Genomic DNA, 24,199 nt, shown 5'->3' with positions numbered 1-24,199 from the left:
TATGTCTTTCGAATGTTTCCCATAAATGAAAAACCCCCTTCAAATAGATAGTAGGGGGCTTTCTTCCTACTGTCTACTTGAAGGGGATCATATCATTATGGATGTGCCTTTTTTTATTGCAGATACTTACGTGATATCATTCAAAATGCTATCCTCGAGCATCGCATTTCGATCTCCGTACACGCGAGTAATGTGTCTATCTCCCCATGCGCAAAGTGAGTTCAAGATCCCCTCTAAACTCCACCCATACTCGCTGAGTGCATACTCCACCTTGGGCGGGATCTGTTGGTAGATCGTGCGGGTGATCACGCCATCGTTCTCCAACTCGCGCAGTTGCTGGGTGAGCATTTTCTGGGTGATGCCGGGGATGAGGCGGCGCAATTCGCTGGTGCGTTTTTTGCCATGTGTGAGGTGGCAGAGAATCACGGTCTTCCACTTCCCCCCGATGACTTCCAAGGTCGCCTCGACTGAGATGTTGTACTTCTTTTTCTCCATGCGAAACCTCCTGATTCTATGGGAACAAAAAAGTTCCTACCGAACTTTGTAGTCCCTACAGGACTTGAAAGTTCGTACTTCCTTATCTGATGGGTATCTCTCATAATAGCATTTGTCGACGAAGAAGTACCATACTCGCTTCACAAATCAAACGTAGGAGGAGCAGCCATGACAAGAGATAAAAAAAGAAGTGTACTGGCTCTGTTGGCTTTGGCCGTGAGTGCATTTGCCATAGGAACGACAGAATTTATCAGTGTCGGACTCTTGCCACTGATTGCAGGAGATCTAAAAATCCCGGTGACCACAGCCGGGTTGACCGTTTCGCTCTACGCGTTGGGGATTACATTTGGAGCCCCGATCCTGACGTCTGTGACCTCGAGCATGTCACGCAAGTCGTTGTTGCTATGGATCATGGTGGTCTTCATTTTGGGAAATAGTTTAGCGGCGAGTGCGACGAGCATTGGTTTCTTGCTGGTTGCGCGTGTGATTTCCGCCTTGTCCCACGGTGTGTTTATGTCGATTGGCTCGACGATTGCAGCGGACCTCGTGCCCAAAGATCGTCGAGCGAGTGCGATCTCCATCATGTTTACGGGGCTCACCGTCGCAACCGTAACGGGGGTACCGATTGGTACGTTTATCGGACAGCAGTTTGGCTGGCGATTCGCGTTTGTAGGGATTGCTGCGATCGGTCTGATCGCTTTTCTCGCCAACAGCCTGCTGGTGCCGTCTGATTTACAAAAAGGGGCTCGTACCACGATTCGCGATCAGATCAAACTCGTGACCACGGGTCGGTTGTTGCTGGTGTTTGTGATTACAGCATTAGGGTACGGTGGGACGTTTGTGGTCTTCACCTACTTGTCTCCCTTGCTCCAAGTCGTCACCGGAATCAAGGAAGGGACCGTTGCGATCATCTTGCTGGTCTACGGGATTGCGATTGCGATCGGCAACATGATCGGCGGGAAGTTAGCGAATCGCAACCCGATCAAGGCGTTGTTCTATATGTTTCTCTTGCAAGCGATCGTGCTGTTTGTTTTGACGTTCACGGCGCCGTTCAAGGTAGCGGGATTGCTGACGATTTTCGTGATGGGGATGTTCGCTTTTATGAACGTGCCTGGACTGCAAGTGTATGTGGTGATGTTAGCGGAGCGTTTTGTACCGGGTGCCGTGGATGTGGCGTCTGCACTCAATATCGCGGCGTTTAATGCTGGAATTGCGATAGGTTCCTATGTTGGGGGCGTCATCACCGATTCGATGGGGCTGATTCACACCGCGTGGATTGGTTCGTTGATGGTGCTGGCTGCTGTGTTGCTCACTGGTTGGAGTTGGGCTCTTGAACGAAGAGATACTAGAGGAGGATTCGCCAAATGATGAAAAACCTGCAAGATACAACGACGTTGCACAACGGTGTCGAGATGCCTTGGTTGGGGATCGGGGTCTTTAAAGTGGAGGAAGGGCCTGATCTGGTGGCTGCTGTGAAGACCGCGATTGTACATGGGTATCGCAGCATTGATACGGCCGCGATCTATGGCAATGAAGAGGGAGTTGGGCAAGGGATTCGTGAGGGGATTGAGGCGACTGGAATCTCGCGTGCAGAGCTTTTTGTCACATCAAAAGTGTGGAATGCAGATCTCGGGTACGAAGAGACGAGAGCGGCGTATGAGACGAGCTTGCAGAAGCTGGGCTTGGCGTATCTGGACTTGTACCTCATCCACTGGCCGGTAGCAGGTAAGTATCAGGAGGCGTGGCGAGCGCTCGAATCGCTGTATGCGGAAGGACGGGTGAAGGCAATCGGGGTCAGCAATTTCCAAGTCCATCATCTGGAGGACTTGCTGACCGTTGCGAAGGTCAAGCCGATGGTGAACCAAGTGGAGTACCACCCCCGGTTGACGCAAAAGGAAGTCGGGGCGTACTGTCTGGAGCAGGGGATTCAGCTCGAAGCGTGGTCTCCGTTGATGCAAGGGCAGTTGTTGGACCATCCGGTGTTGCAAGAGATTGCGAATCGGCATGGGAAGTCGGTCGCGCAAGTCATTCTGCGTTGGGACTTGCAGAATGGGGTTGTGACGATTCCGAAGTCGACGAAGGAACTGCGGATTGTGGAGAATGCGTCGGTGTTTGACTTTGCGTTGACGGTTGAGGAGATGGAAGAGATTGATGGGTTGAATGAAGGGTTGCGTGTGGGGCCGGACCCGGATGATTTTGATTTTTGATGGGGGAAGGCAGGAGGGGAAAGGGCGCATCCGTTGGGGATGCGCCCTTTTTTGTGTGACTCGTACTAGCCGGTATTAGTTCTTGCCGGAGATGTAAGTATACTTCAAATCCCAGTCCGGGCCGATGCTCAATTCGACCATGTCTTTCACGTAGGACTTGGTCAGTTCCTTGGAGGCATCGAAGTTCAGCGGGCCGATCGGCATTTCCTTCATGAGCAGTTTCTCTGCGTCTTGCTCCAGTTGGGTGTGCTTTTTCGGGTCCGGCTCTGCTTTGGCCTGTTTGATCAGGTCATCATACGCCGCGTTTTTCCAGCCGCTTTCGTTGAAATCACTGTCGCTGGTCCACATCTCAAGGTACGACATCGCGTCGTTGTAGTCCGGGGACCAACCCGATTCTACGATGTCGAAGTCATGGTCAGCCGAACGCTTGAAGCGCAGTTTGGACGGAACCGGTTCTAATTCGATCTCGATTCCGAGGTTTTTGCGCCATTGTTCTTGGATAAACTCGGCTTGTTTACGCGAAGTGGTGCCGTCGGAGGTCAGGAATTTGATTTTCGGGAAGCTCGATTCGCCAACTTCCTTCAAACCTTCTGCGAGCAGGTCTTTTGCCTTCGCAGCATTGTCCTTGCGATTGATGAGATCGCCCAGGGACTTCACGTATTCATTGCCTTGGCCATCACCAACCGCCCACGGCGTCAATCCGGTCGCTTCGACGGAACCGTTGCCGAGCGTTACTTCTGCAAATGCCTTCGCGTCGATCGCATAGGTGAGCGCTTGTCGAACTTTTGCGGAGGTCAGGGCTTTGACTCGTTGGTTGTATTGAACGTACCACGAAGTCATTTTCTTTTTCGTCGCGAGTTCCTTGGAGTCCTTGAAGAGTTCGATCTGTTCGCGAACGAGCGGGATCGAATCGACTTGTCCGGATTCAAACAAGTTCATTTTGGCACCGCTGTCGGTGACCATCGCGAAATTGATGTTGGTGAGTTTCACCGCATCTTTGTCCCAGTAGGTGTCGTTTTTGACGAGCGCCATGTCTTGGTCGTGGCCCCACTTGGTGAGTTTAAACGGACCGTTGGAGAGAACTTTGTCGGTGTCGGCACCGTATTTGTCTCCTTGGGCCTTGACAAACTTTTCGTTTTGCGGGTAGTACACAGGGAACGCCAACTGTTGCAAGAAGTACGACTTCGGGCTATCCAAAGTGACTTCCAGCGTCTTGTCGTCCTTGGCTGTGATCGCTACTTCTTCGGCCTTGCCTTTGCTTTCGTTGTAGGCTTGACCCCCCTTGATCCAAGCGACCATGAAGGCGTACTGGGACTTCGTGTTCGGGTCGAGTGTGCGCTTCCAAGCAAATTCAAAGTCATGTGCGGTGACAGCATCTCCGTTTGACCATTTCGCATCATCACGGAGATCGAAGGTGTAGGTCAAGCCATCGGCGGAAACTTTCCAAGACTTCGCGACACCCGGAAGGACTTTGTTCCCGTCCTTATCCAAACGGGTGAGACCCTCCATGATCTGACCGGCCACAGAAAAGGAGCCTTCATCCGTAGCTTGCGACATGTCCAGCGTGGACGGCTCGCCTTTGAGGGTGAGATTGAGCGTTTGGTCTTTATCCAAAGAGCCGCCCGTGGTCGCGGTGGTCTCGGTATCCTTGCTGCCACAACCGACCATGCTGATACTTGCGAACATGACCACAGCAGTCAAACTCCAAGTAATTTTCTGAAATTTCTTCATATTAATACCCCAATTCCTGTCTATTATGTGATTCCTTATGAATTATAAGCATGTCTGTCGTGAATGGCAATTGTTTTCCATGCCATTTTTTTAGTTCACTTGCATTTGAATGAAAAAAAGATCATCTGCCCATGAAGGACAGATGATCTTTTTACCATGAGGGATGTAAGGATGGGGGTTAGCGTCCTCTGCCGCCGCGACCGCCGCCGGAAGGTGACGGTCGTCCAGCGCCGCCTGTACGACCACGACCGCCAGCGCCTCCACGAGGGCCGCCGGATTTGCCACGACCTTGGTAGCCACCACGACCACTGGTAACAGGTTCCGGGCGCACAGACTGAACGCCATAGGGACTACGGTGTTGCGACGGTACGTCTGAACGATCTTCGTAGGAGGGGCGTTCTTGTTGAGCGCCACGACCACCGCCGTATTGATTGCGATCTTGTTGAGCGCCGCGACCACCGCCGTATTGGCCGCGATCTTGTTGAGCGCCGCGACCGCCACCGTATTGACCGCGATCTTGTTGCTGTCCACCGCGACCACCGCTGTATTGGCCACGATCTTGTTGTTGAGCGCCGCGACCGCCGCCGTACTGACCGCGATCTTGCTGTTCGCCGCGACCACCGCCGTACTGACCGCGATCTTGTTGTTGAGCGCCCCGACCGCCGCCGTATTGGTTGCGATCTTGTTGTTGAGCGCCCCGACCGCCGCCGTATTGGTTGCGATCTTGTTGTTGAGCGCCCCGACCGCCGCCGTATTGGTTGCGATCTTGCTGCTCGCCCCGACCTCCGCCGTATTGACCGCGATCTTGTTGTTGAGCGCCGCGACCGCCGCCATACTGGTTGCGATCTTGCTGTTCCCCGCGACCCCGGCCGCCGCCTTGGTTGCGATCTTGTTGCTCACCGCGGCCGCGCCCACCTTGGTAACGATCCTGCTGTTCCCCACGACCACGCCCACCAGAATTGCGATCCTGCTGCCCAGAACGCCCGCCACGGGAAGCGCCACGATCATTGCGATCATTGGATCTGCCACGGCCTTTATCCCGTCCGCCTCGTTCGCCGCCTTCACCAAACGAACGATTTTCCCCCGAACGCGGTGGGAGCACCACTTGCTTATGAATGTTGCTGCGAATGCCTTCCTCGATCAGTTGCAACGTATTCCGATCTCTCGGCGTCACAAATGTCACGGCCACACCCTCGTGCCCCGCTCGACCCGTCCGGCCGATCCGGTGGATGTAACTCTCCGCATCAAACGGAATGTCATAATTGAAGACATGCGACACGCCTTCCACATCCAACCCGCGTGCGGCGACATCGGTTGCCACCAACAATTGCAGCTTGGCATTGCGGAAGGTCTTCATGACCTTTTCCCGCTTCGCTTGCGACAAGTCACCATGCAACTCGTCGACTTCATACCCATAGTCTGCGAGTTCCTCGGTCAACTTCTTCGCCCGATTCTTCGTGCGGCAGAAGATCACGGCCAGATACGGATTGTACTTTTTGATCGAATCGACCAGCGCTTCCAATTTTCCACGGTCGGTGGTCTCGATCACCACTTGCTCGATCTCGTCCAAGGTAATCTGCTTGCTCTCTACCTGCACTTCGATCGGGTCCTTCATGTACCGTCTGCCGATCGAACGCACAGCTGGCGGCATCGTCGCGGAGAACAGCATCATCTGGCGGTCGGATGGCGTCACATCCAGAATCTGCTCCACTTCGCGCAAGAACCCGATGTGCAACATCTGATCCGCTTCATCCAGCACCAACATCTTCAAGTTCGAGAAGTCCACAGTTTCCCGGCGCATGTGGTCGATCAATCGCCCTGGCGTCCCGATGACCATATGAATCGCCCCGCGCAGCTTGTGAATCTGGGCATCGACATCCTGCCCGCCATACGCCGCCAACACTTTGACGCCGACGGCATTTGCGAGCTTTTTCACCTCATCTGTGATCTGCAACGCCAATTCACGTGTCGGCGTGACGATCAACGCTTGCACGTTACCAGACTCCACATCGATCTGCTCCAAAATCGGCAGGACAAACGCCAGCGTCTTGCCCGTACCGGTCTGTGCTTGGGCGATCAGGTCTTGACCTTCGAGCAAGAACGGAATGCTCTGTTCCTGTACCGGCGTCGGTTGCATCACGCCGTTGCGTTGTAAAAGTTGAACCAGCTCCGGGCGAATGCCCAGCGCAGCAAAGTTTTGTGTCATAGAAGTTGTTCCTCCGTTAGTTGTTCTCTGTACTATCTTTCCCGAAAAAATGAATCTCCTTCGCAGATTTTACATCCGCGAACCGAGTCAGCAATTGCGTATGGTGGTCGATCACTTGCTGTGCAGTCAAAACCGCATTGTTCCACGTGCTGTGCGCGTCCGCGACCAAGGTCACGCGATAGCCCAGACTCGCCGCCCGACGGGTCGTCGTGTCCACACAGACATCCGACTGAATCCCGCAGATCACCAAGTCTGTGATCCCTCGCGCTTGCAGATCCTCCTGCAACGTGGTGTTCCAAAACGAATCCGGTCTGTTCTTGTCCACAATCAGATCATCCGCTTGCGGCGCGAGGCCCGGGTGAATCTCCCACTCTGGCGTGCCTTTGGCTAGCAACTTCCCAGGGCCTGCATCATGGCGAACAAAAACTACCGGAGTTCCTGCCGTCCGAGCGCGTGCGATCAAGTCTTGCAGCCGGACGATCAGCTCCTCCCCCCGGTAGACCGGTACGTCAATGGTAAACATGCCGTGCTGTACATCGACAACAAGCAACGCTTGCGACATACGTTTCCACTCCCCTCAGATACTACCATCTTGCCTGAGCAGGAAGAGGCTGGCAAGTGCTACCGGGCGTAAACTTATCAAAAAAGGGAGTGCACCCACACGGGCGCACTCCCTTTTTTCCTCGCAAGACTACTTCTGATCCTTGTAATTCCGGTAGCGACGACGCGCCACGCCGGTCTCATAGGCGGCTTCGATCACCGAGAGACGCACCGCTTCGACGACTTTTTTATTGAAGACAGACGGGATGATGTACTGCTCAGACAACTCATGCTCGCCGACAACCGAGGCGATCGCGTAGGACGCAGCCAATTTCATCTCTTCATTGATATCGGAGGCGCGGCAGTCCAGTGCGCCTTTGAAGATCCCTGGGAAGCAGAGCAGGTTGTTGATCTGGTTCGGGTAGTCGGAACGACCCGTCGCCATCACGCGCACATACGGTGCGGCGATCTCCGGGTCGATCTCCGGGGTCGGATTCGCCATCGCGAACACGATCGGGTCCGTCGCCATTTTTTGCAGATGCTCGACTTTCAACACGCCCGGGCCGGACACGCCGATGAACACATCCGCTCCTTCGATGGCATCGTCCAAGTTCCCGACAACATTGTCTGGGTTGGTGTGCTCGGAGTACCACTGCCACATCTTGTTTTCATACGTCTGGTGGCGGGAGATGATCCCTTCACGGTCGACGCCGACGATGTTTTTGACACCTGCCAGCGACAGCATCTTGGTGATCGCGATCCCGGCCGCCCCGATGCCGACCACGACAATTTTCAGCTTGGACAGGTCCTTCTCGACCAGTTTGACCGCGTTCATCAAACCAGCGAGCAGGACGACCGCCGTGCCGTGCTGGTCATCGTGGAACACCGGAATGTCCAATTCCTTTTTCAGGCGCGCTTCAATCTCGAAGCAGCGCGGGGAGGAGATGTCCTCCAAATTGATGCCGCCAAAGGCCGGCGCGATCGCTTTGACGTGCGCGATAATCGCTTCCGTGTCCTTGGTGTCGAGGCAGATCGGGAAGGCATCGACGTTGGCGAACTGCTTGAACAGCATCGCTTTCCCTTCCATGACCGGCATCGCGCCATACGGGCCGATGTCACCGAGGCCCAGCACGGCCGTACCGTCAGAGACGACCGCGACCGTGTTTTTCTTGATCGTCAGTTTGAAGGCTTTGGACGGGTCCTCGGCAATCGTTTTGCAGATATCCGCCACGTGCGGGGTGTAGACGCGCGACAGTTCGTCCCGGTTGCGGACGGCGACTTTGGAGCGGATCTCAATTTTTCCCCCAAGGTGCATGAGGTAGGTTCGGTCGGAGAGATTGATAACTTTGATTCCTTCCTCCGAATCGAGGCGTTCGCGGATGCGGCGCCCATGCTCCCGGTCAAAAACATTGACGTTCACATCTCGTACCACAATATCCCGCTCAACATGAACAACGTCCACGCCGATGATGTCGCCGTCCTCCTCCCCGATGTGGTGTGCCACGAGTCCGAAGATATGCGAGCTGTTTTTCAATTCAAGCCGGTAGATCAATGAGAGTCCGGCAGTACGTTCTGATGCCATGATTTTTTGCCTCCTGGGTTCCGGAAAATATGCATTCTATTGTAACACTCCTATGTAATCAATCAATAGACTGATCAGGACAAATTCGCCAAACTTGTTTGCCCCAAAGCCCCTGCACTATAATAGGAAAAAGGATTCCCAGCTCGGTGGAGCGAATTATGTACGTGGGGGAATGGATATATGAGCATCTCTACTATTCCCATTATGCAGGCAATCCTCTCTCATTTAAAAGGCAATCCGGGCAGCTATCATGTACCGGGGCACAAGATGGGACGGGGATTGGATGGAGCGATGGGCTCCTGGCTTTCGCAAGCGTCCCGCCTCGATCTCACGGAGATCCCAGGGCTGGATGATCTGCACGCGCCAGAAGGAGCGATCCGCGAGGCACAGCGTCTTGCGGCAGAAGCGTTTGGCGCACAGGAGACGTACTTTTTAGTAAACGGCAGTACGGCGGGGAATCTCGCCATGATCTTGACGGCGATCTCACCGGGCGAGAAACTTCTCGTACCGCGGAATTTGCATAAGTCGGTGTTGAACGGACTCGTGCTGGCACAGGCACAGCCCGTTTTTTATCACCCAGAAGTGGACGAGCAGTTTGGCATCGCGTCGGGTGTTGCGGTGGAGACTGTGCGCGAAATTGTGCAGGCCCACCCGGATGCGCGGGCGCTGCTGATCGTCTCTCCAACCTATCACGGCATCTGCTCGGATTTGCGAGCGGTGGCAGAAATTGTACATACGGCAGGGATGATGTTGTTGGTGGACGAGGCGCATGGAGCGCACTTTGCGTTTCATGAAGCCCTCCCCGCGACGGCGATGCAGGCGGGGGCCGACATGGCGGTGCAGAGCACGCACAAGACATTGGGTGCGCTGACACAAGCGTCGATGCTGCATGTCCAAGGGACACGCGTCGATCGCACGCGACTTCGCAAGCGGCTGCAGCTCGTCCAGAGCACCAGCCCTTCGTATCTCCTGCTCGCCTCGCTCGACGTCGCGCGTCACCAGATGCAGACAGAGGGCCATGCGCGGCTGGAACAAGCGCTCCAGGCTGTTGAAAAAGGTGCAGAGCGCCTCCGGGCGCACCCGCACCTGCATTTGTTGCAAAAAACGCCCGGCGGCTTCGAGGTCGATCCGCTAAAGTGGACGATCTCCGTCGCAGGGCTTGGAAAAACAGGCTCGCACGTGTACGAGTACCTGCATGCAGAAAAACACCTCACCTTGGAACTCTCCGATCCACAAAATGTCCTCGCCGTGTTCAGTTATGCAGATGGTGAAAGGCAAGTGGAACGCCTCGTGCAAGCGCTGGAGGGGATTCCGATGGAGGGAGCGAGCGAAGGCTTCAGGTCAAATGAGGTCTTGCAAGCACGCTCTCCATCGGAGGAGCTAACAAAGTCCGCACAGACGAAGAGCACCGCGAATTCGTCATGGTCCTCACTTGAAGCCAAGTTTCTCCCACATGTTGCGTTTGAGATGGACACGGAAAGTGTACCCTTACAACGTGCGGCGGGACGATGCGCGGGGGAGATGGTGATCCCCTATCCTCCGGGAATCCCGCTGATCGTACCCGGTGAAGTGTGGACGGAGGAGCTGATCGCACACGTCGAAGCTCTCCGCGCTACCCAGGTGCGGTTCCAAGGTGTGGAAGACAGCCAACTACTAGAAGTACGGGTTCTGCTCCGAACGTAAGAAGGGAGTTTAGGAGGCAGTGGGTCTTTTCATTACGCTCGAAGGCCCGGACGGCAGTGGCAAGTCGACACAGATTCGTCGCTTGGCTGAACGTCTGGGCAGTTTGGGAATACAAGTTCATACCACGCGGGAACCGGGCGGCACCCCGATCTCTGACCAGATTCGAGCGATGTTGCTCGATCCGGAAAACTCTTCGATGGTCGCCAAAACCGAGATGTTGCTCTACGCCGCCTCCCGCGCCCAGCACGTCGCAGAAGTGATTCGCCCGAACCTAGCGGCGGGTCGCGTCATCCTCTGCGACCGCTACATCGACGCCAGCCTCGCCTACCAAGCGACCGGACTTGGCATCCCGCTGGAGCAGGTGCGCCAGATCAACGAACACGCGACTGACGGCCTCTGGCCGACTCGCACCTACCTGATCGACGTCCCGAGCGAGCTTGGACTGCAACGGGCGGCCTCTGGGCGTGGCAAGCAACTCGACCGGATTGAACAGCGCGACCTCGACTATCACCGTCGGGTGCGCGAACAGTTCCTGCAGATCGCTTCGCAGGAGTCAGAGCGCATCGTGGTCATCGATGGCACACAGTCCATCGATGCTGTCACCGAAGCGATCTGGCAGGACATCCGCCAGTTTCTGTGAGATCTTCGCTCATTTTTAATAAGGAGCGGTTGTGATGAAAATCGGAGGCAACAACAGACCGTTCGTGGAAACGCTCGGTCTGCGTGACGATAAACCAGCAGGAGATCTCAAAGCCCCTGCTTTTCAAGACCTGTTCCAACAAGCCAATCAGAAGTTCACCAAGGCCGAGATGGACAACCTCATGCGCCAAGTCGACGACATGGGCAAACTGCTCGCCAAACAGATGACATGGAAATCGGTCCAGGATTACAAGGAACGCGTGCGCCGCTTTTTGGAACAAGTCGTCAAGGGATTTGCTTCCAAGGAAAAGCAAGGCTTCGACAAGCGCGGTCGGATGCGCTTATACAAAATCATCTCGCAGATTGACGACCTGATGGCCGAACTCGGGGAGAAGGTCATGGCCGATGAGAAGGACAACCTTGAAATCCTCGAAAAAATCGGGGACATCCGTGGCCTGTTGATCAATCTGTATTTCTAGGAGGGGTCGCGATGACTTGGCCTGTACCTGGCCCAGCAAGCGACATGCTGGCCCGGAGCCTACATACCGGGCGCTTGGCGCACGCCTACCTGTTTCTCGGCTCTGAGGGCTCTGGACAGGTGGAGACGGCGCAGTACTTTGCGAAGTCGATTCTCTGCACGAGTGCGGGCGAGCGCCCCTGCGGGGTCTGTTCGCAGTGCCGACGGGTCGAATCACACAACCACCCGGACTTGATCACGCTCGAACCGGACGGCAATGCGATCAAGATCGCCCAAGTTCGTGAGCTGCAAAAAGCGTTCTCCCGCAAAGCGATGGAGAACGCTTCCAAAGTCTACATCATCCACCATGCGGACAAGATGACCGTCGAAGCGGCCAATGCGCTGCTAAAGTTTCTGGAAGAACCGACAACTCCTGTGGTGGCGATCCTGCTGGCCGACTCCAAAGCCAAGCTGTTGCCGACGGTGATTTCGCGCTGTATGCTGATCGCCTTCGAGCGCCGTCCGATCAGACAAGTCGAGGATTTGCTGGTCGCAGATGGGGTGTCGTCCACCCGTGCCAAATTCCTCGCCTACCTCAAGCAGAGCTATGGGGCAGCGAAGGAATTTGCCAGTCAGGAGAGATTTGCGGAAATCTTGTCGCTGATGGTACAATTGAGTGAGGAACTTGCAACACGTCGAGGGAATCCCCTCTTCACGATACAGGAGAAAGTCATCAAACCAAGTTGGCAAGGAGCAGAGGTCGATGCGCTGCTGGATTGCCTCGCTTGGTGGTACCGCGATGTCTTGCACGTAAGCCTTGGACTGGATACAGCCGTGGCAGCAGATAGCCAACTAGATAAATACCGATCGCAGGCAGCGCAGTACCGCACAGATCAACTCGTCGAGATGATTGAAATCATCCTCACGACCAAAAAACGCCTGCAAGGCAATGCCAACGTCCAATTGACGCTAGAGCAGATGATCTTGAGGCTGCAGGGGGTTTAGGTATGTTTGCCGTCGTCGGTATCCGTTTCAAAAAAGCGGGTAAAATTTATTACTTCGACCCGGCTGATCTCCCCATCGAGAAGGGACACTTTGCGATCGTGGAAACCGCGCGTGGCGTGGAATACGGAGAAGTGGTCATCGGTAAGAAAATGGTCTCCGAAGGAGACGTGGTGTTGCCGCTGAAGCGGGTCCTGCGCATTGCAGATCCCCGCGACGCCCAACAGGTGGATGAGAACAAGGTCGCCGCGAAGAAGGCGTTTCATATTTGTCAGCAAAAAATCATCGACCACAAAATGGAGATGAAGTTGGTCGATGTCGAGTACACGTTTGACCGCAACAAGATCATTTTCTACTTTACAGCGGACGGTCGGGTGGACTTCCGCGAGCTCGTGAAGGATCTCGCGTCGGTGTTTCGCACGCGGATCGAACTGCGTCAGATCGGCGTGCGCGACGAGGCGAAACTGCTGGGCGGCATCGGACCGTGTGGGCGCATCCTCTGCTGTTCGAGCTGGCTCGGAGATTTCGATCCGGTCTCGATTCGGATGGCGAAGGACCAGAACCTCTCGCTGAACCCGGCGAAGATCTCCGGACTGTGCGGACGCCTCATGTGCTGCTTGAAGTTTGAAACGGAGAGCTATGAGGATAGCGAGAGCAGCAAAGTCGAAGTGGCCGCTGGTAGTTCGAAGCCGCATGGCAAAGGCAAGCAGCGGGATAATTCCGATCACTAGACTTGATTTGCGAGCGGGGTGAGCGCGAGTGGACAAACAGGCCGTTTTTGCTCAGGTTGCCAATGTCGAGGAACGCATCGGCGAACTCTACCGAGAACTGGGCTCGCTTAAACAGAAAATCGTCGAGCTCTTGGAAGAAAACCAAAAGCTGACGATGGAGAACGAAAACCTGCGGAATCGCTTAGACAAAACCACCAAGGCAGGGGAGCATGCTCCCATGCTTGGCGAGGGGTATGACAACCTCGCACGGCTTTATCAGGAAGGATTCCACATCTGCAACCTGCATTACGGGAGTCTGCGAACAGAGGGAGATTGCCTGTTCTGCCTCTCCTTTTTACACAAATAACAACAGGATGATCAGATGTGAAGAATACTCGGCGGAAATCGCCGGGTATTTTTTATATAATTAATTTATCATCTTTCGTGACGATTTATGAAATTTCGATAGGAGTCGACAAGCGGAGATGGTAATATGATAAGTATAAGCCAAGTCTTTCAAAATTCTCGCGCATAACACGATCGAAGCATCGAGCAGATCCTGCTCTACTGGTGTATTCACTAAACACATAACACAATGAGGTGGTAGACTTGACAGCTAGACTTTTGTTGGCCGAAGATGAAGACGTTTTGAGAATGCTCGTCGTCGATTCGCTGGAAGACTGCGGATACGAAATCGACGAAGCGGTAGACGGCGTAGAGGCTTTTGAGAAAATTCAAGAGAATAGCTATGACCTCGTCCTGCTCGATTATATGATGCCAGGGATGACCGGGCTTGAAGTCGTGGAAAAAACCCGCAGGTTGGCAGGCAAGCACGATGTGAAGATCATGATGTTGACCGCGAAAAGCCAAAAGTCCGATCAGGACTTGGCGCGCAAGACCGGCGTGGACTACTTCCTCGCCAAACCGTTCTCCCCGATGGAGTTGGTCAACCTGATCGAGGGAATTCTCGATGAAAAATAACGCCATCAAAAAGGGAATCGCGCGCCGCATCACCAACTACATGCTCGTGCTGATCCTTCTGATCATGGTCGGCGGCGGTGCTATGTACGTTGTGGAGCACAAATTACAAACCGACTATTACGCCGAAGTCAATCAGTTGGATCAGAAATCAAAACTCTCGATTCAGATCCAACAGCACACGCTCAGCGTCATCGCCGATATGCGCGGGTACCTCGCGGTGGCCGTGCCAAGTTTCATCGACAAGATCCACGTCAAGCAAAAGGGTTGGGAACTCGGGATGCAGGAATTCCGCAAACTCGACTTGACGGAGGAGGACCGCCAGTACCTCGAAGACTTGCAAAAAGGCTACGACAAAGTCTTCAACGAAATCGTGCCGGCCGCTGTGAAGATGACAGATGCTGCAACCAACCGCGCTGAACTTTTGAAGTATTCACAGGACAACAACTTTACCCCGTATCTCGACTCGCTGTTCCAACACAACAGCGACTACGTGGTGGCGACACGGGTGAAGATCGATGCCTTACAAGCCAAGTACAACCGCAACCTCGATCTGTTGGCGATCCTGACTTCCTGCTACCTCGTCGTGATCGCGGCGATTGTCGGATGGCTGGCGATCCGCTTTGCCAAGGATGTCGGGCAACCGCTGCAAAGGCTTGCACTCAGCTCGCAGCACCATGAGGACGGCAAACTGTTGGAACTGCCGTATGGCCAGCGCAGTGACGAGATCGGGTTCTTGACCCGCTCGCTGCAGAGCATGATCCGCCGGATCAAAGAGACGGAGCAAAACTTGATCGAACAAAACGAGGAAGTGCTTGCCCAACAGGAAGAATTGCTGCACTCGCAGGACGAACTGAGCGAGACGCTGCTGAAAATGCAACAAAAAGAGGCGATCCTGCAAGCGCAGAACGAACTCAACGCCTCGCTCGTCAACACGCTCAACAGAACGGATCTGCTCCAAAGCATCATCCAAAACGTTCGAGTGATTCAACATGCGGACAAGGGTGCGATCGTGCTGTTGGAAGAGGATCACCCGCACGCGGCGGTCGGCATCAAGCCCGAACAGATGCACCGCTTCATCGATACCTTAGAAGACAGCATGTTGGCCCGCCTGCAGATGGATGGTCGTGCGTTCGTCCTGAGCCGTGAAGCGCTTCCGAGAGAGAAGGGCTACCACGACGAGCGCATCGAGCTGTCTGACCTCTACCTGCCGATCCATGCGTCGGACGGTCGGATGATCGCTCTCGTCGTGCTGACCCGGATGGGTCGCAACTTCAGCGAGGCCGAGTTGGAACAGTCCCGTGCGCTGGCCAACCAGATCTCGCTGTCGATCGAGAAACTCCACACCTTTGAGGCTTCGGAGCGCGAACGCCGACTGAATCAAGAGATCATCAATTCGATCCGCGAAGGCGTGCAACTTTTTGACAAGCAAGGGAATTTGGTTCAGGTCAACGAGACGTGGACATCGTGGATCGGTGAGTACGTGCTCGACAGCGACGACCGTGAAGTGACGCATCGTCTCTACGACCTGTTTGAGAAATTGGTCGACAATTCGGACGAGCTCTGCGAGTTCGTAAAGGAAGCGCTCGACGGCACGCTGGCGGACGACGCCAAGCTGATCTACCAACTGCAACAGACCGATAGCACCAAAGTCATCCAAGTCTATTATGAAAAAATCCACGACGCGCGCGACCATGTCGTCGGCACGATGTTGGTACACCGTGACATCACCCGCGAGTACGAAGTGGACCAGATGAAGTCGGAGTTTGTCAGCACCGTCTCGCACGAACTGCGCACACCGCTCTCTTCCGTTCTCGGGTTCACCGAACTGATGCTGAACAAGGAATTGAAGCCAGATCGTCAGCATAAATACCTGACGACGATTCACAAGGAAGCGAAGCGTCTGACGCAACTGATCAACGACTTCCTCGACATCCAGCGCATGGAGTCGGGCCGCCAGTCCTACGATATGGCCGATGTCGAGATGTTGCCGATCGTTCAGGAAGTCATGGAGTCGTTCACCATGAACTATACCAAGCACACCCTGCGCGTCGTGCCTCCAGCCGCCTCGACCTTCGTGCGCGGCGATGCCGACAAATTGAAGCAAGTGCTCGTGAACCTGATTGGCAATGCGGTCAAGTACTCGCCGGAGGGCGGCGAGGTCACCGTCGAATTCCGCTGCCTGCCCAAGACGCTGGTGGTGATCATTCGCGACCAAGGGCTGGGCATTCCGAGGGATGCGCTCAGCAAGCTGTTCTCCAAGTTCTACCGCATCGACAATTCCGACCGACGCAAGATCGGCGGCACCGGATTGGGTCTGGCGATCTGCAAAGAGATCGTCAAGGCGCATGACGGGGAGATCACCGTACAGTCTGAACTCGGCATCGGTTCGATGTTCTCGATCCACTTGCCGCGTCAGGATGTCACCGTCCCGGTGTTGGCCGCCTATTCGGAAGTGGCTGTGGCCCTGACGACAGATCAGCCGCGCCTGTTTATCGTCGAGGATGATGATTCGCTTGCACTCCTCCTGCAGGAGGAACTGCAAGACAATGGCTTTACCGTGACCCACCTGCGCGATGGAGAGGTGGCGGTCGACCAGATTGCACAGCACTTGCCAGACGCTGTGGTGCTCGACATTATGCTCAAGGACTCGATCTCTGGTTGGGATGTCATCGACCGTTTGAAAGCGAACGAGGCGACGAAGAACATTCCGATTTTTATCGCCTCGGCATTGGATGACCGTGAACTGGGTCTGTCCAAGGGCGCGACCGATTTCCTGACCAAGCCGTACCAACCGAGCAAGCTCTCCAACGTGATCCTGCAGACGCTTTTGCACCGTGAAAAAACCGGTGTGATCATGTTCCCCGAGCGGGAAGAAGACCAGTAGATGACTGTATGTGATGATGTAGAAGAGATCTTAGCCAAGGGTGAGTAGAGGATGAGCAAGAGTGAGAGAATCAAAAAGCTAGTCGAAGCAGGGCGTAGCAAGTACATTGTGGAACTAGACCGACAGATCACCACACTAGAAGGAACACTGGCCTCGCTGGGACAGAGCTATGACAGCGGACGAGCGCAGGACATCTACCGCAGCGCCCACCGTCTCAAGGGCAGTGCCCCGACATTTGGACTGAACCGCGTAGGGGAGATCGCAGAACACCTCACCGAACTGTGGGAGTGGAGCAACCAATCGCCAGAGAGTGGTGCCGATCGCGCCTTGACGTCGATCCTCAGCGAGACGCACACCCATCTGATCCGCTTGAAGATCGAGTACGAGATCGCCCGCAACCAAGCGGACCTGACCGTGCGTGAAAGCTTATGGGAGCGCGAGAGCATCGCCAAGCCAGGCCGGCTGTTGCTGATTGACGATGACTCGCTCCTGCGAAGTTACCTCGCCGAGCAGTTTCAAGTGTATGGCTATGAGGTGGACGAAGCAGAGGATGTCGCAGAGGCCAAGCGCAAGTTGTACGACCAGCCGTATGACCTGTTGTTGCTGGACTTGATGATGTACCCGCAGTCGGGGTACGAGATGTTCAAGTTTTTAAAAGAAGACCCGACGATGCGTTGGCTGCCCTTGATCGTGCTGTCCGGGCGTGAGGACTTAAAGGACAAAGTCCGCTGTCTGCGCTCCGGTGCGGATGATTACGTGACCAAGCCGTTCCAGTTCGAAGAGTTGGAAGCGCGCGTCTACAACGTGATCTCGCGCGCCCGACAGTTTGAATCGATGGCGTTTCGCGACGGGTTGACCGGTGTGTTCAACCGCCGCTACTTTGACCACCAATTGCTTTTGGAATTGGAGTGGTCGATTCGCGACGACGAAGCGATCTCGCTCGCCTTCATCGACATCGACAACTTCAAGGCGATCAACGATAGCTATGGGCACCAATCGGGTGACATGGTTTTACAAGGGCTTGCGAAGATCCTGCAATCCAACCTGCGCCCGACCGACTTGCTGGCGCGCTACGGTGGCGAGGAGTTCGTCGTGCTGATGCCGCGCACCGAGGGCGACCAAGCGAAGCTCGTGATCGAGCGCGTGCTGTCGGTGGTCCGCAGCGAGACGGTCGCCAGCACCACCGAGAACCAGTTCCGCATCACGTTCTCCTCGGGCATTGCCGAGTGGAGACTCGGGATGTCACACGCGGAGATGCTGCGGCGTGCAGACGAGGCGATGTACCAAGCCAAGTTGGAAGGACGCAACCGAGTGATCTGTCACAGCTAAAGCAAAAAAGGACTCATCTCCACGCGGAGATGAGTCCTTTTTTTTGTACAGATTCCTTGTGCAGGAGGCGCCAGTCAGGTTGTAGATGGAGGGCCTAATCCCCCTCAACACGAGTTGCAGTATCAATTATTTTTATAAAGTAATTGATTTATAACGTTCTTATATCGTACATTATTCACATAATTATAAAAATGCATGCGCTGATTGAGTGACAATAACAGGAGAAGGCAGGGATTACAGCATGTCAAGACTATTTGATATTGAAGGGCTAACCTCACAAGAACGTGAAATGCAAAAAGAGGTTCTGAAAAAATTCCGCTCCAAGATCAGTCCGTCACTCGCAAAAATTGTGAAACAGTCGGACGCAGTCCGCAAGCAATTCGTGCCATCGCCCTACGAAGCGTTGGACTTCGGCACGGATGCGCCGTTTGAAGAGGGCAAAATGAATCGCGGCATCTACGGCTTGGAGCGCATCTACGAAGACCGTGCTGTGTTAACCCCGTACTTTGAATGTTCGGCGTACTGTCGATACTGTTTTAAGAAAACTCGCACCTTGGGTGGCGAGGCGAAGCGAATGAGCGACGATGACATCGCGGCGGCGATCGATTACATCCGGGCCGACTCTCGGATCAAGACCGTCCTGATCACAGGTGGCGACCCGTTGATCGAACCGCAGTTGCTGGAGAACGTCCTCCAGCAAGTCAACCAGATTGAGCATGTGCGCAACATCCGCATCGGTACGCGCAACATCCTGTTCGCGCCGGAGAACATCACCGATGACTTGGCGGATATGATCGCGAAGTACAATTACATCGACTTCGGCAACCCCCGCCAATCGAAAAACATCTCGATCGGTCTGTCGATCAACCACGGGGATGAGTTGACCTCCGAAGTGGTTCGAGCTTCGCAAAAAATGATTCGACGCGGCCTCGCCATCCGTGGCCAGATGGTCCTCATGAAAGGCATCAACGACGAGGCGAAAACAATACGCGAGCTGATCGAGTTGTTCAACTGTGTCGGGATCGTGCCGTACTACTTGTTCCATTGCATGCCGGTCATCGGAGCGAAACACTTTCGCACATCCGTCCAAAAAGGCGTGGACATTTTACGCGAACTGTCGCCGCTCTCCGGCAGCTTGGCGCCTCACTACGTCTATGTCACGCAGGTCGGCAAGCACCGTGTAGGCCCGAACCATCCCTTCACCTATGTAGACATCGACGGACAGAGCTATATCAAGGCAACGACGCCGTACAAAGCGGCTGACTTTATGGCCTACTCCGACAGCGAGGCCCTCCCGCCGTTGCACGAGATCGATGAAAATGGATACATCGTGTCCTACTACTTAGACGGTCATGACCAAGCGGAGGTGCTGGCATGAAACAAGCGCTGATCTTTCTGGAAAATGTCGCACTGCGTCCGATGTTGCGCCGAGCTGCCTACGCTCGAAAACAAGGCTACGCGTGTTACCTGATCTATTCCCCGCTGAAGGAGTTCGAACAAGCGGCGCTCGCAGAGATGGAAGCAGACCTCGGCATGCACCTGTTCGAGCGCATCGAGACGACAACTTGCTTTGAGCTGCCACACCTGCGAAACCTCGTGCGATCGATCGCGTCCGAAGCAGATGTCAAGGGACTGACCGGGATGCTCGGCCTGTTCACCGTCGACGGTCTGCTCGGAGCGCACACCGCCACGTTGGCGGCTGAGCTGGGGGTTCCGACACAGAACCCGGATGCCCTCTACCGGGCCAACAACAAATACTTAATGCGCGATGCGTTGCGCCATGCAGGCGTGCCCACGGTCGATTTTGGGATGGCGTATGACGAGCAGACGGCTGTCGAACACGCGCGCCGCATCGGATTCCCGGTCATCCTCAAGCCGGTCACGGGCGCTGCCTCGCACTTGATTCTCAAATGCGAGGACGAACAACAAGTGATCGAACGCTTCCGGATGGCACTTGAGAAGCTTCCGACCTCTGCGAACGCTTCCATTTACGAAGGGGCGCACGTGTACGCAGATCGAGCTGGCGTGGAGCATCAGTTCGACCCGCTAAAAGGAATGCTGGTCGAAGGCTACTTGTCGGGTCGGGAAGCGAGCGTGGAGATGGTCATCACGGAGCAGGAGGCTGTTCCGCTGCTCGTCCACGACAAAATCGTCATGACGGAGGGCGAGCGGGTCTTCTATGAACATCTGCTCGTCGTGCCACCGATGCGATTCACCGACGAAGAGGTGCAACAGATGAAGGACTACGCCACCTCCGCCGTGCGCGCACTCGGGCTGCAGAACTGCTTGTCCCATGTGGAGTTGCGCTATGACGACCGCTTGGGTCCGCAGATTCTGGAGATCAACCCACGCGTCGGGGGCATGTGCGTAGCCGATAGTTTGGAGGCGCTGGTCGGGTTCGACGTGCTGAAGGCGCAAGTCGAGCAAGCGACAGGCACATTTGAATTGCAGGATGCCTATCCGGTGAAGGACGAGAAATACGGAATGTTCACCCTGTATCCACCGCATTCTGGCGTCTTTGAAGCGGTGGAAGGGTTGGAGGAATTGAACCAATTACCCGGCATGGTCTTCTCTCGTCTGGTCTACCCGATCGGTACGAAAATTGATGGAGATGACGAAGAAGTGTTCCTGCTGATGTGTTGGGTTCGAGGGGATTCGTATGAATCGATCATTGAAACCTATGAGCAAGCGGAGCGATTGGTCACCTTCTCTGTGCGCAAGGAAGAGAAAGCTTCTCAGGAGGTTTAGACGTGACAGCTTACGACGACCCAGTCCATGAAAAAAAACAAGATCGCTACCTCTATCAGCTTTTAGCAGGGAAAACCGCCTCGGATATCGGTTCCTTTATCAACATGGTAGCGATCAATCTGTATGTGTATGTGTTGACAGGCAGCGCTTTTTTGATGGGACTGTTCATGGCAGTTCGATTGCTTGGAAGTTTCGTCGCAGGGTTCTACTCCGGCGTGCTCGCAGACCGCTTCAATCGCAAGACGATGATGATCGTCGCGGACATCGCCCGTTTCGTGCTGTTGATGCTCTTGGTCGTGTTGCCGACTGAATGGCATGTGACGCTCGTGTTCATCGTCTCTTTTGGGATCGGTGTCTTTGGCTCGATGTTCAATGTGGCGTTTCAAGCCAGCCTGCCCGTGATCGTCGGACCGAAAAACCAAGTCCGTGCCAATGCGCTGTTCTCGATGTGGGGATCGTTCGCGATGGTCATCGGCTTGGTGGCGAGCGGCACGTTGCTCGGAGTGGTCGGCTACCTGTTCTTGTTCGCCATCGATGCGTTCACCTATCTGATCTCCGCGTTGAATCTGATCTCCTTGCCGATCAAGACGAGCGAGTCCAGTGGGCAAAAAGGTGCCAAACAGTCGTTCCTGTCCGAAGTCAAATTCATCCTCGGCTACCTGCGATTGTGGCCGGTGTTGCTGGCGCTGATGGGAATTCGATTGCTGGATACGTTTGGTTCGGCTGCACACAATGTCGGGATGCCCGTTTTTGCCACCCAGTTGAACCCAGCCAATCCGTCGCTGTACATGGGCTTCATCTGGGCGGTCTGGGCGGTCGGGAACTTCGCAGGATCTCGGTATATGACCAAGAACTACAAAGCGAACGAAGAGTCCAAGATGGAGCGCATGTTTGGAATCGGGACGTTTTTGATGTCCTTGTTCTTCATCTTGGTCTTCGCTTGGGACACTCCGTATCTGATCTTGCCGGCTGCGTTTCTGGCAGGGATTTCGGACGGCGTTTCCGCGATCTGTTACAACATGCGGCTGCAACAAGTGCCTGACGAACGGCGTGGACGCGTATTTGGCGTTTCCTCGACGATGGTCACCGTCGGGTTTGCGGTGGGGATGGTCATCTGCTCGCCGCTGTTCGATTTCTACCGGCCGGTCGCGGTCGTGGGCTTGTTGCACGGCATTCCGATGGTGATGGCGCTGGTGTTCACCATCGTCTTCACGAAGCGTTGGAAGGGCGGCGCGTTGAGCCAGGAGACGGCAAAAACGGATGTCACGCAGTAAGCCAAGCAGATAGCAGCCCCAGAATAGAAGGAAACAGAGTATACGACGACCGCCACTCGAGATTCGATCGGGGAGCGGTCGTTTTGTTTTTGGGCATCCTATCAGCAGGGATACCCTACATCATGTCGAAGGGGATAGCGAGATTGTACAGAAGAGAGGCTCCAACCCGATGACCTTTGACCTGAAACCGGGCGAGCGGCTCGATGACCTGCAAACGAAAAACTTGCGGATCATCCAGAGCGATGAAGTGTTCTCCTTCTCCCTCGATGCCGTTCTGCTCGCTCATTATGTAAGCCTGCGCAACCGTGACCGCGTCCTCGACATGGGCACTGGCAACGGCGTGATCCCGCTGTTGCTCGCCTCGCGCAGTGACTTGCCGCGCCGCGAGGAGATCGTCGGTCTCGAACTTCAGGAACGCCTCGCTGACATGGCGCAACGCAATGTCAGCGGCAACGAACTGGAGCACACGATCAAGATCGTCCAAGGCGACCTCCGCGAAGCCATCCAACACTTTGGACACGAGTCGTTCGACGTCGTCACGTGCAACCCACCCTACCGACCCGCAGGGATCGGGGACGCCAGCGTCAACCCGCACATCGCAATCGCTCGGTTTGAACTGACCTGCACGCTCGAGGACGTCATCGTCAACGCGGCCAAATTGCTCAAATTCAACGGCAAGTTCGCGATGGTCCACCGTCCGGACCGTCTGCCTGATATCATCGCCCTGATGCGCACCCACCGCTTGGAGCCCAAACGCCTCCTGCTCGTACACCCACGCGCCCACCTGCGCCCGAATATCCTGCTCATCGAGGGCATCAAAGGCGGCAAACCAGAACTGCGCATCGACCCGCCGTTGCTTGTACATACCGACGATGGCGTGTACACCCAAGCCATCCAAGACATCTATGCTGGACGAGGAGAGTTTGCCCGATGAACCACCGCTTCAGTTTCCAAGAGCAACAGACCACCGGTACGCTCTACTTGGTCGCCACACCGATCGGCAACCTCGAAGACATGACCTACCGCGCCGTCGAGACGTTGAAAAACGTCGACGTGATCGCCGCCGAAGACACCCGCCAATCGCGGAAACTGCTCACCCACTTCAACATCGAACGTCCGCGCTTGATCTCCTACCACGAGCACAACAAACACAGCAAGGAAGAAGCGATCCTCGATCTCCTGCGCGAGGGCCAAAACGTCGCGCTGGTCACCGACGCCGGCACCCCAGGCATATCAGACCCTGGCGCCGACATCGTGCGCGCAGCTGTCGAAGCACAACTGACCGTCGTCCCGATCCCCGGCTGTGTCGCAGGTGTCACGGCGCTGATCGCCTCCGGTCTGCCAACCGACCGCTTCACCTTCATCGGCTTCCTGCCCCGGGAGAAGAAAAAACGCGCCGAAGAGCTCGGCAAACTCAAGGCGCGCACCGAAACGCTGGTGTTCTACGAAGCCCCGCATCGCATCGAGGAAACGCTGAAAGCGCTGCTCGAACATCTCGGGGACCGCGACGTGGTGCTGGCGCGCGAGTTGACGAAACGCTATGAGCAATTTTCCCGTGGGAAAGTCAGCGATGCAATTGTCTGGTTTTCGGAAAATCAACCCCGCGGAGAATACGTCCTCGTGCTCGCCGGACTCGCACCAGAACTGGTAAAAGATTTTGTCGAAAAACCGTGGTGGGAAACACTCGATTTGTCGGAACATGTCGAAAAACTTGTCGAAACAGGGCTTGCA

General features: G+C 55.2%; 20 protein-coding genes and 1 pseudogene. 16 read left to right on the top strand and 5 right to left on the bottom strand.

All coding sequences use genetic code 11. The features are described 5' to 3' along the window. Positions 1-126: 126 nt before the first annotated feature. Positions 127-495 (bottom strand): winged helix-turn-helix transcriptional regulator, encoded by a 369-nt coding sequence (locus C7459_RS17430; protein ID WP_109690564.1) that lies wholly within the window; start codon positions 493-495, stop codon positions 127-129. Between the two features lie 168 nt (positions 496-663). Here C7459_RS17430 and C7459_RS17425 point away from each other — a divergent pair, with 168 nt between their 5' ends. Then, positions 664-1,863 carry an MFS transporter gene (locus tag C7459_RS17425; protein WP_109690563.1) on the top strand — a complete coding sequence of 400 codons (1,200 nt, stop codon included), beginning with the start codon at positions 664-666 and terminating at the stop codon, positions 1,861-1,863. Further along, positions 1,860-2,702: an aldo/keto reductase gene (locus tag C7459_RS17420; protein WP_109690562.1), complete on the top strand. Its 843-nt coding sequence runs from the start codon at positions 1,860-1,862 to the stop codon at positions 2,700-2,702. The genes C7459_RS17425 and C7459_RS17420 overlap by 4 nt, the downstream gene beginning before the upstream one ends. Positions 2,703-2,777: 75 nt before the next feature. On the opposite strand, the gene C7459_RS17415 is transcribed toward C7459_RS17420, so the two are convergent. From C7459_RS17415 to C7459_RS17400, 4 genes are all read right to left on the bottom strand, one after another. Continuing rightward, complete coding sequence (locus C7459_RS17415; protein ID WP_109690561.1) at positions 2,778-4,433, bottom strand: peptide ABC transporter substrate-binding protein; 1,656 nt, start codon at positions 4,431-4,433, stop codon at positions 2,778-2,780. A gap of 178 nt (positions 4,434-4,611) precedes the next feature. After that, positions 4,612-6,639: a DEAD/DEAH box helicase gene (locus C7459_RS17410; RefSeq protein ID WP_211320417.1), complete on the bottom strand. Its 2,028-nt coding sequence runs from the start codon at positions 6,637-6,639 to the stop codon at positions 4,612-4,614. A 16-nt stretch (positions 6,640-6,655) separates the two neighbouring features. Then, on the bottom strand, positions 6,656-7,201 hold the full coding sequence (locus C7459_RS17405; RefSeq protein ID WP_109690560.1) for a cysteine hydrolase family protein: 546 nt from the start codon (positions 7,199-7,201) through the stop codon (positions 6,656-6,658). A 129-nt stretch (positions 7,202-7,330) separates the two neighbouring features. Next, complete coding sequence (locus C7459_RS17400) at positions 7,331-8,761, bottom strand: NAD-dependent malic enzyme (RefSeq protein WP_109690559.1); 1,431 nt, start codon at positions 8,759-8,761, stop codon at positions 7,331-7,333. A gap of 180 nt (positions 8,762-8,941) precedes the next feature. On the opposite strand from C7459_RS17400, the gene C7459_RS17395 reads away from it, so the two are divergent. The 14 genes and pseudogenes from C7459_RS17395 to rsmI all read left to right on the top strand — a co-directional run. Continuing rightward, on the top strand, positions 8,942-10,444 hold the full coding sequence (locus tag C7459_RS17395) for an aminotransferase class I/II-fold pyridoxal phosphate-dependent enzyme (protein WP_109690558.1): 1,503 nt from the start codon (positions 8,942-8,944) through the stop codon (positions 10,442-10,444). Between the two features lie 19 nt (positions 10,445-10,463). Beyond that, the gene (tmk, locus tag C7459_RS17390) at positions 10,464-11,084 is read left to right on the top strand and encodes a dTMP kinase (RefSeq protein ID WP_109690557.1); all 621 of its coding nucleotides are present in this window, start codon (positions 10,464-10,466) and stop codon (positions 11,082-11,084) included. Positions 11,085-11,118: 34 nt separating this feature from the next. Next, complete coding sequence (locus C7459_RS17385; protein WP_109690556.1) at positions 11,119-11,562, top strand: YaaR family protein; 444 nt, start codon at positions 11,119-11,121, stop codon at positions 11,560-11,562. Positions 11,563-11,573: 11 nt separating this feature from the next. Beyond that, positions 11,574-12,545 carry a DNA polymerase III subunit delta' gene (gene holB / locus C7459_RS17380; protein WP_109690555.1) on the top strand — a complete coding sequence of 324 codons (972 nt, stop codon included), beginning with the start codon at positions 11,574-11,576 and terminating at the stop codon, positions 12,543-12,545. Positions 12,546-12,547: 2 nt separating this feature from the next. Then, positions 12,548-13,249 (top strand): annotated as a pseudogene (locus C7459_RS17375) (PSP1 domain-containing protein); the annotation flags it as partial. Between the two features lie 52 nt (positions 13,250-13,301). After that, a complete protein-coding gene (yabA, locus tag C7459_RS17370) occupies positions 13,302-13,619 on the top strand; it encodes a DNA replication initiation control protein YabA (protein ID WP_109690553.1) in 318 nt (105 codons plus the stop codon). A gap of 242 nt (positions 13,620-13,861) precedes the next feature. Beyond that, the gene (locus tag C7459_RS17365; RefSeq protein ID WP_109690552.1) at positions 13,862-14,233 is read left to right on the top strand and encodes a response regulator; all 372 of its coding nucleotides are present in this window, start codon (positions 13,862-13,864) and stop codon (positions 14,231-14,233) included. After that, a complete protein-coding gene (locus tag C7459_RS17360; RefSeq protein ID WP_109690551.1) occupies positions 14,223-17,117 on the top strand; it encodes an ATP-binding protein in 2,895 nt (964 codons plus the stop codon). Before C7459_RS17365 ends, C7459_RS17360 begins: the two co-directional genes overlap by 11 nt. Before the next feature lie 51 nt (positions 17,118-17,168). Next, the gene (locus C7459_RS17355; RefSeq protein WP_109690550.1) at positions 17,169-18,446 is read left to right on the top strand and encodes a GGDEF domain-containing protein; all 1,278 of its coding nucleotides are present in this window, start codon (positions 17,169-17,171) and stop codon (positions 18,444-18,446) included. Positions 18,447-18,687: 241 nt separating this feature from the next. Then, positions 18,688-19,824, top strand: coding sequence for a KamA family radical SAM protein (locus tag C7459_RS17350; protein WP_109690549.1), 1,137 nt, complete (start codon positions 18,688-18,690; stop codon positions 19,822-19,824). Beyond that, positions 19,821-21,194, top strand: coding sequence for an ATP-grasp domain-containing protein (locus C7459_RS17345; RefSeq protein ID WP_109690548.1), 1,374 nt, complete (start codon positions 19,821-19,823; stop codon positions 21,192-21,194). Before C7459_RS17350 ends, C7459_RS17345 begins: the two co-directional genes overlap by 4 nt. A gap of 2 nt (positions 21,195-21,196) precedes the next feature. Next, complete coding sequence (locus C7459_RS17340; protein WP_245884608.1) at positions 21,197-22,468, top strand: MFS transporter; 1,272 nt, start codon at positions 21,197-21,199, stop codon at positions 22,466-22,468. 169 nt (positions 22,469-22,637) lie between these two features. After that, on the top strand, positions 22,638-23,402 hold the full coding sequence (locus C7459_RS17335; protein ID WP_109690547.1) for a tRNA1(Val) (adenine(37)-N6)-methyltransferase: 765 nt from the start codon (positions 22,638-22,640) through the stop codon (positions 23,400-23,402). After that, on the top strand, positions 23,399-24,199 hold an 801-nt coding region (gene rsmI / locus C7459_RS17330; protein ID WP_109690546.1), incomplete at its 3' end, for a 16S rRNA (cytidine(1402)-2'-O)-methyltransferase. The genes C7459_RS17335 and rsmI, both read left to right, overlap by 4 nt.

The sequence above is a fragment of the Tumebacillus permanentifrigoris genome (assembly GCF_003148565.1).
Lineage (GTDB): Bacteria > Bacillota > Bacilli > Tumebacillales > Tumebacillaceae > Tumebacillus > Tumebacillus permanentifrigoris.
Note: the sequence above shows the minus strand (reverse complement) of the source record. Positions and strands in the feature narration are given on the sequence as shown.